We start from the raw sequence: 11,803 nt of genomic DNA, 5'->3' as shown, positions 1-11,803 counted from the left end.
GCTTTTCCACCAGGGCACACGTGAGCGCAGGCATACCTCCTCCTCCTTTTTCCCGGACACCCGTGCTGCCCTCTCTATCCTAACCCCTTCTTTTTACAAGACTCTAAGCGCGTTCCCCGTGCCCAAAGGGACCGGGAGTCAGGGGCCGGGGTTTTCAGACCAACTCCCGACTCCTGGCCCCCGGCTCCTATTCGATCGGCTGAAAACTGAATTTCTCCGGCATCACCAAAAGATAGGCACGCGCACCCATTGGTTGCTTCGCACCACGTGGTTTGTACCAGGCCTCGACCCAGACATCTCCAATATTGTGATCCATCATGTGTCGTTGCGGGTTCGGCCCAGCTTGGGCTGGAGTGAAGAGGCCATTCTCGTCGACCGCACCGACAAAGTGCATATCGTCGTCGTTCAATCGCTTCACGTACTCTTCCAGGTTCCACTTTTCTGGACGCACGCGATGAAGTTTGACATCATCCTTCGTCCCTTTTTCTCCATCCGGCCCCTTGAGATACGCAAAGGCTTCGAACTGCTGCATATATTTGGGAATATGGTCTCCCCCCGGACGAGCGAACGCAGTCTCCGGCAATAACCGAATATAATCAATGTTGCGATAGACGTAGAAAGGCAGCGTTCCAGTGACTCCTTGGAAACGTAGCTGTCGCAGCCCAACCGCAGCTCCTTTAGCAGCGACAACTTCGGCGACTATCGTGTCATCACCAGTCTGATTGAGCGAAGTAATCGTCACACCATTACCAAAACTCACGGCGGCAGTGGTCAGGTTTGCCGGCAAGTTTGCACCAAAGATCTTCACTGTCTGTTTCTCTCCTGCCTGCAACGTCGTGGGAATAACCGAAAAGAGCCGCGCCGAACCACCGCTTCGATACCAGGTTTCGTCCATCCCCAGATCCCCAACAGGAGCCAACACTCTGCGCCCTTGTAAGGTAGCTCCATCCTCTGACGCAAAAAAGATCTCACGTTGGATCTTCCCACCTTCTAACTGGACTGAGCCGCGCCATTGAAACCCGGTATATATCAGACCTGTCGTCTTTCCCGAAACTTTTGAACCGTCGGAGAAATCGAGTACGAACTCGCCTCCGTATTTATCTTCACCAAGCGCTTTCAGTGTGACCTGCCCAGTATAATCGCCTCCTTTACCCGCATCATGGCCAACAATTTTCCAATTGCCAGCGTAATCGGTTTTTGCTTTGGCTTGCCATTTCGTCCAAGCTGCGGTCGAGAAAGGAAACTGTTTCGCGAGATGAGGAAGCACTTTCTTCTTGACTTCGTCGTACCAAAAATCCTGCAAAAGCCCCGAGGACGCAGTGACATTCTCAGTGTTGGTAAACAAGGCAAGTTTCATATCTGGAATATGGCTCCAGGATTCCAGCGTTCGCCGCTGCAGGATAGTGCGTTCATAAGAATGGCACTGCATACAGGACGCCTGAACAAATTGCGGCACCTCATGCTGCACGACTTTCGTATTGCGTTTCTCTAACATGTAGCGAAACGGCTCGACCTCAGATGGAGCAAGCCCATACGCATCACTGAGATACTTGACCAGCGCACCAACTTCCGCTGGTTGCAACTGCGCCCCATGCGTACGCACCATACGAATGAGGGTCATTTCCCAACCCTCGGGCGTCTTTCGCTGCGCAGTGACAACATCAAGCGCACCACCTTTTGGCGCATGACAGCCAACACATTTCGTGAAGAGCTCGTTCGCTGCTGTCTGTGCACCAGCCCGGTCAATCACAACGAGTGCTATCAGAAGCACAGCGAGACTCGACAAACGAAAGACCCGACACCCATCTTGACGTTGCTTATTCATGCCTGCCTTCTCCCACGGTCTCCGTCTACGTTTGCGTGGGATTCTACTCTCGTTCTGACGTGTGTCAAATAAGGTCAGCTTATGGTAGAGAAAGCGTGTGAAGGTGCGAAGAAAGGGCAACAAGTATGACGTTGCAGCTTGATCTGAACGGCGCTACTGGCGCAGGCGTTCGTGTCGCACTCATCGACAGCGGTGTCAACGCCCAACACTCACACGTGGGCTTCGTCACCGGAGGAGTGAGCTTATCTTTGGCTACGGATGGGACGATTCAACAACACGAGGATTGTAGTGACCGCATCGGCCACGGCACCGCTCTGGCGGGTATCCTCAGAGCAAAAGCCCCACAGGTCGAATTGTATGCGGTGAAAGTCTTCAACGATCGACTGCAAGTCTCATTTCCAGTACTTGAAGCCGCGCTCCGCTGGGGAATCGAGCACCAAATGCACGTGATCAATCTCAGTCTTGGCACCGCCAATCCTGCGCACCGCGACCGTTGCCTCGCTATCATAGCTGAAGCCCATGCCGCAGGTACAGTCTTGGTTGCTTCATCTCCTGCCGGGCAAACTAACGTCCTCCCTGCAGTACTTCCCGGTGTCATCGGCGTCGCCAATGATGAACGTTGTGATTGGGGCGATTATGTGTACGTCGCGGATGACCCGATCCCGTTTCGTGCCCACTCCTGTCCCCGCCCCCTTCCCGGTCCAGCGCAAGCACGGAATTTCCAAGGCCCAAGCTTCGCCTCAGCACATGTCTCCGCCTTGTTAGCAGTATTGAGAGAGCAGAATGTAGGAATCGCTAGCAGTGCGCTCCGGCAATTATTGATCCAATCATGTCGCGAACCGTAGACGTAAAAACTGCCTTGTTACTGAATTTCCGTAGTTTATTATGGTCAAATACTTGCGCATCGTCCTGAAAATAGGCATATCCACGCGCGTACCTACGCATGCGCAACCGTAATTTCCGCTTCCTAAAGAAGGTATATTGTGCATCGTTTTGTCAGACTTTTGCTGATCTCCATCCTCTGGGCGAACGTGGCCCAAGCGACACTCCTTCCTGTCGATTCGGTGTTGGGGCCGAGCACTCTCACCCTTGATACGACAACAGGGCTACGCTGGTTGGATCAGAATCTGAATACTCTTCTTCCCACTGATCCCCAAGCGGTGATTCCTGGCCTGCGCCAAGCAACGGCTCTCGACTTTTACGGTCTCCTCCAAGCGGTGCAAAAAGATGCTGGGTACGATAACGATTGTTCATTCTCTTCCTGCACCAAGCCGACAGCGTGGGAAGTGATTCAACTCTTCGTCCCAGACATCACAACTGCATTTCACAGTTGGCGATTTGCTTCGGTTGATCATGTGTACGCTCCCGACGAACATCCTGAAGCCTGGTATGTTCACTTTATTGTCTATGCTGCCCATGACATCTATCTCGATAGCCAGCTGGGTAACGATCCGTTTCGCTTTTATACAGTTCCAGGCCGCATGTTTCCCAATATGTATTCTGGAACTGACCGCTTCCCTGGGACGTTTTTCGTCACCGACACGTCACCGCCCCAGGCTTCTATTCCAGAGCCAACGACATTAGTGACTCTCGGCACTGGCCTGATTATTCTCTCAAGGCTCATGAGACGCTATCGCAGCAAAGGATCACACTAGGCTCGCCTCTGAACGACCCAGACAGACCGTCATTATACACCCTGGGCGCCACACGGGCGGCCTCTCTGGTTTCTTGAAGAACTTCCTAGCTCATGTTTCCACGAACATTCTGTGCTTCACTTTCCCACGTATCTAATCGGAACCGTGCGGTACTTGTCGACGTGCGCAAATCCCCATAGCGTCCATCCCAAGCCACGTAGCCACGGTCAAGCACCAGCACTCGATCATCGTCACGCACAGAGGACAGGCGATGCGTCACCGTCAGCGTGGTCTTTCCTTTCATTACTGCTTGCAATGCCTCGCGAATCTCAGACTCACTGGCGGTGTCAAGCCCAGAAAGTGCTTCATCCAACACCAGGATGTGTGGCTCTTTCAAGAGTGCTCGGGCCAAGGCAATGCGTTGCTTTTGGCCAGCTGACAAACGTGTCCCCCGTTCCCCGACCACTGTGTCATATCCTTGCGGGAGCGCCGCAACAAATGTATCGAGACCAACACGTCTTGCCGCAGCAATGAGTTCGGCATCGGTGGCCGAGGACTTGGCGTAACGGAGGTTCTCTCTTATCGACGTATGGAAAAGAAAGGGATCGTGGCTCACCGCAACAATGCGATTGCGGAGCCACGTTTGGTCTAGTTCAGAAAGATTCACACCATCAAGAGTAATCGTGCCCTTCGCTGGTTCGTAGAGTCGAACCAGCAGATCAACAATCGTCGTCTTTCCTGCCCCACTGGGCCCGAGAATCGTGACCTGCTCACCCGTTGCAACTGAGAAACTCACATCCTGTAACAGCGGCGTCCGGGGGTCATGGAAAAACGCGACATTGCGGAACTCAATCTCTCCATGACAACTCGCCGGTTGGATTCCTCGCCCGACACCCTCGACTTGCTCTTTGCCGATATCAAGAAATTCAAAGAGCCGGTCCAATGACACCCCGGCCCGTTCAATACGGAGATACAAATCCATGAGCGCCTGCAGCGGACTGAATGCACGCGCTTGATACGAGGAGAACGCAATCAGTGTCCCGACGGTTATCTGCCCTTGAATCACGAGATATCCACCGTACAAAGTCGTCAGTGCTGCACCCAGAAATGTCGTCGCGGTCGACACGGTACTGCCAAGATACGACAGCATTTCGAACCGAGTGACGGTGGGAACAAATTGTTCGCCAAGGGCCGCAAGTCGGCGTTGTTGGGTCGCCTCTGCTGTAAACAATTTAATAAATTTTATAGCAGAGAGCGCTTCGACTAGAAAGGCTCCGATCGACGCGTTGAGTTCTCGCACCTTGCGGGTTTCCTCCACCATCGGCGTGCGTACTTTCGCAACACCATAGAACTGCAACGGGACTACCAACACACTCACCAGAAAGAGGCGCCAATCGAGCCAGAGCAGAAACCCCACAGTGGCAATCAACACCAGGATATTGGTCACGAACGCAAAGGCCGCATCAGTCAACACCGACTGAACTTCCGCGATATCGGTGTTCAGGCGCGCCAGGACATCGCCAACTTTCACACGACTATGAAACGCGAGCGACAGCGACTGCAAATGCGCGAAAACATACTCCCGCAGAGAGAAAAGAATCCGTGCAGTGACTTGCGTGTAGTAGTATCGGTTGACCGCACCAACAACGTAGCCAATCGCCGTAACGCATATCATCACCCCACTCAGCACCCACAACAAGCGGAGATTCTTTGCCAGCAACACATCGTCAATCAAAATCTTGGTGAACAGAGGCCACAGAAGCCCTAGCACCGTGCCGACAAGCGAAAGTGCAAAAACAAAGAGCAGGCGCGTAACAAATGGGTAAACGAATGGCGTCAGACGACGGAAGCGAGCAAGGGTGGAACGAGTGGTGGCAAGCATGGCAACCAGCAATGAAGAGTTAAGAGTTAACAATAAACGAACCACGTATAATGATCATCTCGCTTTCCTCTCGCCACTCTGCACTCTTCATTCTTAACTCTTCACTCCTTTTTCTCTTGATTCCTTTGCCTGCCGTTTCACTTCCTTATAGCGAAAACAATCCACGATGTGATCGTTCACCATTCCGGTTGCTTGCATGAACGCATAACAAATAGTTGAGCCAACGAACTTGAATCCTCGCTTCGTCAACTCTTTGCTCATGGCATCGGACTCTACTGTTTTCGCCGGCACCTCTTTGAGTGTTTTCCATGCGTTGACCTTGGGTGTTCCGCCAACGAACTGCCACAGGTAATCGGCAAACCTGCCGTGCTCTTTCTGCAGCGCAAGAAAGGCACGCGCATTCTGAATGGTCGCTGCAATCTTGAGACGATTACGGATAATCCCTTCATTAGCCAGGAGTTCTGCAATATCACGATCAGTAAAGGTACTGATCTTCTTGGCATCGAATTTCGCGAAGGCACGGCGATAGTGTTCGCGTTTCTTCAAAACCGTTATCCAACTGAGCCCGGCTTGTGCACCTTCGAGAATCAACAGCTCAAACAACTTCCGATCATCATCTTCAGGAACGCCCCACTCCGTATCGTGATACGAGAGGTACAACGGATCGCTTGTTACCCAACCACAACGTGTTTGCATGCCCTCTGTAGTGCGCCATTTTGTCTGCAGATACAAGGCCCAACACAATTGCCTCTCTCTGGTCAGTGGCGTACAGTTCGAACGATGAAAAGAAGCACAAGATCATTTTTAGGAAGACTTCTCATTGGAGGGCTTCTCCTCCAGTGTTTTTCTCCTGCACCCGCCACCGCCGGATGGTATTTCCTGGCAACCACAACATCTGAGCAAACTCCGGCCTCGGCCAATCGTCCAGCACAACTCGTGACGGCAATCTCCCAAAATCGCCTCAAGTACGCCACGAATGTGTGGACCCTGATCGCCCATCTCGATCTGCAACGCATCATTCTGGTGAACCATATCCGTAAACGATACTGGGAAGGATCACTTGATGAATACTTCGCGACACTCGCTCAGCAGTTACAGGACAGTCAGCAGAAGGCCGAAAAAATGTTGCACGTGATGCCGCTTGAGCAGAGCCAGCGCCTACGAACGTTCAGCCGTGCTGATCCATTCGATCCGCTCCTCCCCACACTGGAAATCACTGTCCAGAAAGCTGCCGACCAGGTCTCACTCATTGGCCACACAGCCCAGAAACATGAAGTGCGGCGTAACGGCGAGCCCTACGAAGAGGTATGGGTCGCAGCGGACATTCACCTCGGCAACGATCTTGACGAACACAAGCGCAAGATGTTTGTGGGAAAACTCCAACAGACCCGCACGACGCCACCAGGGGCGGTGCTGGCTGAACTTACCGAGGTGGTCACCGCAGGCTATCCACTAAAGACGGTCAATCTCGTTTCACGAGTCACCAAAGAAGTCGTCAAAGTCCAGCAACAACAGTTTACCGATGAAGAGTTCGCTGCTCCCGCAGGATATACGTCTAGCCCGCTGTCAGAAACGATGTCGCTACGGTAGCGTACACTATGGGGTCGTCTTCTCTTCCTCACCATACCGATATTGTCGTTATTGGCGGCGGCCCTGCCGGAACGACGATTGCGAGCCTGCTTGCGCGATTTGGTTACAAAGTAATATTGCTCGAAAAACGCCGCTTTCCTCGTCATCAGATTGGTGAGTCACTCACACCCCAGATTCTGCCAGTGCTCGATTTTCTTGGCCTTCGCCAACGCGTCGAAGCAGCCGGGTTTCTCCGCATGATCGGCCACACTGTTTGTTGGGGCAGTAGTCAACCCCGGACGTCGTATTATAGCCCGGACCATTCGCGATACGGATTCCAAGCCTGGCGGGCTGATCTTGACGCAATCTTGTTTGCCCATGCACAAGAGGCTGGAGTACTCACCCGCGATAACCTGGCTGCTGAAAGCGTATCAGTGAACCCCGGACGCCAAGTCATAGTTCGTACGCCAGAAGGGGCCATCACCGCAGACTTTTGCATTGATGCGAGCGGCCATGCCGGCGTTCTTGCCCGCCACGGATTGCGGCAACGCGACCAAACCTACAGAACACTGGCTGTGACTGGTTATTGGCGCGAAGCAACCAGCCCAGCCGGTGTCAATTTTGCGAATACTTTGCTTGAAACCTACCAGGCCGGACTGGTGTGGTCGGTGCCACTTCATAATGAGTTACGCAATGTCACGCTGCTCACCGACTGGTACGCCGGAGCGACGATTCGTCGATGCGGTATTGCTGATTTTTACCGATCAGAACTGCAACGCGCTCCGTACATCTCGGGATTTCTTGCTTCCGCTCGACTACCTCATCCACCGCAGGTCTTTGATGCGTCGTGGTATACCGCCAAAGAATTCGCCGGAGAGCAATTCCTTCTCGTGGGCGACGCAGGCATATTCATCGACCCCTTGTCATCGGAAGGGGTGCACAAGGCGATGGCCTCGGCCATCACTGGCGCGATCGTTGTAAACACCATCCTCCACCGACCTGCCATGACGTCCCACGCCATGCAGTTCTATAATGAGACCCAACAGGCGACCTACGAGAGCCATTACCAACAGTCTGGACAATACTATCGTGAAGAGCAACGGTGGTCAGATAATCAGTTTTGGCAAATCCGAACAACGCAGGTTCAAGGTTCAAAGTTCAAGGTTCAAGAGTTATCTCAACCTCACACTCAGTACCCAACACCTGGCAGCCAGAAAGTCTCCGCTCTGCGTATTGCACAGGGAGTGACAATCGCGCTGCGTCCCGTGATTGAAGGCCCGTATGTCGAGTTACGGGAGGTCCTCGTCGCTCCCCAGTATCCTCGTGGGGTCCGGACTCTTCAGCAGGTGCACCTGCCGAAACTCTTGACTATCGTTCGTCAGCAGTCAGCCGTGAGCCAGATTATGACTCATTATCTTTCTACCCCTGAAGGACAAGGATGCTCACCTGAGGCAGTGCGGCAAATCCTGGCCCGGCTGTATCAAGAAGGGATTCTCGATTCTATCGATGCGACGGAAACCGGCTGAGACAGCCCTGCTATCGGTAGAAATACCGAGAAACAGCTTCCACGACCAACGGTGCTCTCGACTTCAACACGGCCACTATGCGCCTCCACCAAGGACTTCACGATTCCTAATCCCAGTCCTGTCCCTTCGCGCTGCGTTTTAGCCTGTAACTTCTTATTACAATGTTCAAAAAGGCGCGGAATGTCTGTCTCCGCAATTCCAGGCCCCGTATCCGAGACGGTGACGGCAACCATTCCGTGACGCACTGTCGAGTGCAAGGTAATACGACCACCACTCGGGGTGAACTTCAACGCGTTATAAATCAAATTCGCAAACACACGTTCAAGGGCAATCTCATCTCCCTCAACCAGCGGCAAGTGTTCTTGCAAAACCGTATCGAATTGCAACTGGCGCAAATGGGCTTCCGCATCATACTGATGGCTGATTTTCCGCAGCAGCCCGTTGAGGTCCATCGCGCGTTTGCTGAGCCGGATATGACCAGCCTCAATCATCGACAGATCAAGATAGTTCGTCACTAACGAATGAATGGTCAAAGCATTGCTTTTGAGACGTTCAAGAATAGAGGGCAAATCCTGGGTACGGCTATCGTGCACTTCATCGATCAGCAAATCGGCATAGCCGAGAATCACCGCCAACGGATTCTTGATGTCATGCGTCAGCATCGCAAGAAAGTCGGCCCGCTGTCGTGCCATCGCCAGTTCAGTCCGTTTCCGTTCTAACGCATACCGTAGTGCACGTTCCAATAAGATCGTGTTCGCATGTCCCTTCACCAGATAGTCAATCGCGCCACTTTGTGTTGCTTCGACATCAACCGAATGGTCTTCCTGGCCAGTGAGAAAAATCACCGGTATTTTGCAGCCACTTACTATGGCCTCGCGCAGTAATTCTAAACCGGTCGAGCCACCGAGGTCATAGTCAAGTAAGCAGACGTCATGCTGGTTATTCGTCAATGCTGCCAGGCCAGCTTCGTAGGTCTTCACCCAATCGAGCACAAACGTCGGGGCCTCAATCGTTCGCAATCTGTTTCGAGTAATGAGGTAATCGTCTTCATCATCCTCGATGAGCAACACGTTGACCCTCTCAGTTACCATCCGTATTCCTTTCTGTGTCTGATCCCTACACGAACGAGAATAACGTAGCTGCGTTGCTGTGTCGGGGGGCAAATCTGGGCTTCCCCTTGCTTACTACTACTGTCTCACTGGGAGTTTTATGATGAATGTGGCTCCTTGTCCGAGAACACTTGTCGCCGTAATCGTCCCTCTGTGTCGCTCGACGATCTTGCGGCAGATCGCCAGCCCCATCCCTGAGCCTTCATATTGCTGACGTGTATGCAAACGTTGGAAGGGTGCAAAGATCCGACTGAGATACTTGACGTCGAATCCGATGCCGTTGTCCTCCACGCGAATCTCACACTTGTCCCTATCGCTGAGGATGGTTCCCGAAATGTTCACTACCGGGGCTTCGCCAGCACGGTGGAATTTCAACGCATTGCCAATCAGGTTCTGTAACAGTTGACGCATTTGCAATGGATCTGCCTCAATCGTGGGCAACACCCCGACGTGCACCTGGCCTCCACTATGGGCAACTCGCACTTCGAGATCGGTAACGACATCATGGGCAACTTGGGTGAGATCGATCGGCACCATCGGCCGCGCTTTGGTGGTCACCTGAGAGAGGGTCAGGAGATCATTGATCAGCGTACGCATCCGGTCTGCCGCCCCCAAGAGCCGTTGCAGATAATCTCGCCCTTCTTCAGACAACTCTCTGCTGTGCTCGCTGCGCAGCTGTTCACCAAATGCCTGAATCTTGCGGAGCGGTTCCTGCAAGTCATGCGACGCCACAGACGCAAACTGCTGTAACTCTCTGTTACTCTCTAGCATTTTTTTGGCGACTGCGGCCTTTTCCGCTTCAACCTGCTTCCGTGCAGTAATATCACTCATTAAGCCGACCATGCGAACAGCATAGCCAGTCTCATCCCACACCGCTTGCCCACGGATAAGCACCCAACGGTACGACTCATCACGACAGCGTAATCGACACTCGACCGAGTAGAAGGTGATCTTCTTACTGAAATGATCACGAATTTCTTGCATCACACGTTCGCTCTCATCGGGATGCACTCGTGCCATCCAGAAGTCGAATCGATCCGGTATCTCCTGATCCACGAAACCTAGGATTTCCTTGAACCGCGGCGAACAAAAGAGGTCATTGCTCTGCACCTTCCAGTCCCAAATACCTTCATTCGCTCCTTGTAACGCAAGCTGCCAACGTTCCTCACTCCGACGAAGGGCTTCTTCTGCCTCTTTGTTCGCGGTAATATTCTCCGCGGTACCAACGTACCCTATCCGTACACCATCCTCACCATTCATTGGTTTAGAATGCACGCGCACCCATCGTGTCGCGTTTGTGGAAGTCACGATACGAAACTCACTACAGAATTCTTGCCCCTCGCGTGCAGCAAACTCCCATGCCGCATGAACAGTGGGACGATCCTTGGGGTGAATGGCACGACTCCACCCACTCCCCTGACTTTCTGCTAGCGTGAGTCCATAGATTTCTTGCCACCGCGGGTTGGTATACACGTAGAGCCCTGCGGCATTGGTCTGAAAGATACCAATAGGAGACGCCGTGCTGAGTGAACGGAACCATTCTTCTCGCTGCCGAACAACTTGTTCTCGTCTCTGGAGTGCAGTCACATCTTCATGCGCCACCACTGCCCAGGTGGCTCCGTCGTGCTCAAAACCAGAGACTCGGAGGGTAAACCATCGCTCTTGCGCAGAGCCATGACAGGCATAGGTCAGGGTAAATTCTTTTTGCTGTCGTGCCAGCACTTGACGAATCCCCAGAGCAACAGCACCTGCTTCGACAACTCCATCTTCAGCTGCTCTCGTACACACGGCAAGGTAATTAACACCGACACCGCAAGCGCTTTCGTCGCCGTGGTTCTCCCGGGCAAACCGACGCCAGGCCGCATTGGCAGCGACAATGGCTCCCGTGCTATCAAGCACAACGATGTGAGCCACTAATGCATCAATCGTTGCACTGAGAAAATGTCCGATCCGACGAAACCCTTCTTGCTGTTGGTGAGATTTCGCACACTCCGGACATTCAGTGTGGAGCTGTTGTAGGCCAACAGCAGTGGCGTTGTCTGTTTCCCAAAACAACACCCTTCTTGAGGCACTAGGGTCTCGTGCCGTCACCTTGCTTGGCTCGCCAGACATCTGCACCTTCTCGCGCGCGCTCGCTACTCCCATATATCCCCCACATCCATATTTCCGTCAAAAAACTGACATTTCGGCAGAATTTTAACGCTCCACCACCCACGAAAGCGCTACTGAGGCCACGGAGTGTATGCAAAAGCTCAAGA

General features: G+C 53.0%; 9 protein-coding genes. 4 read left to right on the top strand and 5 right to left on the bottom strand.

Going from position 1 to position 11,803, the window contains the following annotated elements; all coding sequences use genetic code 11:
- Positions 1-187: 187 nt before the first annotated feature.
- Positions 188-1,825, bottom strand: a complete 1,638-nt coding sequence (gene peaA / locus FJ147_08335) for a quinohemoprotein amine dehydrogenase subunit alpha (GenBank protein MBM4255891.1) — start codon at positions 1,823-1,825, stop codon at positions 188-190.
- 125 nt (positions 1,826-1,950) lie between these two features.
- Between peaA and FJ147_08330 the strand changes: the two genes are divergently transcribed.
- On the top strand, positions 1,951-2,670 hold the full coding sequence (locus tag FJ147_08330) for a hypothetical protein (GenBank protein MBM4255890.1): 720 nt from the start codon (positions 1,951-1,953) through the stop codon (positions 2,668-2,670).
- A gap of 138 nt (positions 2,671-2,808) precedes the next feature.
- The gene (locus FJ147_08325) at positions 2,809-3,480 is read left to right on the top strand and encodes a hypothetical protein (protein MBM4255889.1); all 672 of its coding nucleotides are present in this window, start codon (positions 2,809-2,811) and stop codon (positions 3,478-3,480) included.
- Between the two features lie 85 nt (positions 3,481-3,565).
- Here the strand turns inward: FJ147_08325 and FJ147_08320 are convergent, their stop codons facing one another.
- Together FJ147_08320 and FJ147_08315 are read right to left on the bottom strand one after the other, a co-directional pair.
- Positions 3,566-5,386 (bottom strand): ABC transporter ATP-binding protein, encoded by a 1,821-nt coding sequence (locus FJ147_08320; GenBank protein MBM4255888.1) that lies wholly within the window; start codon positions 5,384-5,386, stop codon positions 3,566-3,568.
- A 48-nt stretch (positions 5,387-5,434) separates the two neighbouring features.
- Positions 5,435-6,037, bottom strand: a complete 603-nt coding sequence (locus FJ147_08315) for a DNA-3-methyladenine glycosylase I (GenBank protein MBM4255887.1) — start codon at positions 6,035-6,037, stop codon at positions 5,435-5,437.
- Between the two features lie 84 nt (positions 6,038-6,121).
- On the opposite strand from FJ147_08315, the gene FJ147_08310 reads away from it, so the two are divergent.
- Positions 6,122-6,931 (top strand): DUF4412 domain-containing protein, encoded by an 810-nt coding sequence (locus tag FJ147_08310; GenBank protein MBM4255886.1) that lies wholly within the window; start codon positions 6,122-6,124, stop codon positions 6,929-6,931.
- 8 nt (positions 6,932-6,939) lie between these two features.
- Entirely contained in the window at positions 6,940-8,436 is a 1,497-nt protein-coding gene (locus FJ147_08305; protein ID MBM4255885.1) for an NAD(P)/FAD-dependent oxidoreductase, read from the top strand.
- Here FJ147_08305 and FJ147_08300 read toward each other — a convergent pair.
- Both FJ147_08300 and FJ147_08295 read right to left on the bottom strand, forming a co-directional pair.
- Positions 8,391-9,527, bottom strand: coding sequence for a hybrid sensor histidine kinase/response regulator (locus tag FJ147_08300; protein MBM4255884.1), 1,137 nt, complete (start codon positions 9,525-9,527; stop codon positions 8,391-8,393). The genes FJ147_08305 and FJ147_08300 overlap by 46 nt on opposite strands.
- 96 nt (positions 9,528-9,623) lie before the next feature.
- Positions 9,624-11,690, bottom strand: coding sequence for a PAS domain S-box protein (locus FJ147_08295; protein MBM4255883.1), 2,067 nt, complete (start codon positions 11,688-11,690; stop codon positions 9,624-9,626).
- Positions 11,691-11,803 lie beyond the last annotated feature (113 nt).

Source organism: Deltaproteobacteria bacterium, assembly GCA_016874775.1.
Lineage (GTDB): Bacteria > Desulfobacterota > Binatia > Bin18 > Bin18 > VGTJ01.
This window is presented reverse-complemented; position numbering and strand designations above follow the sequence as displayed.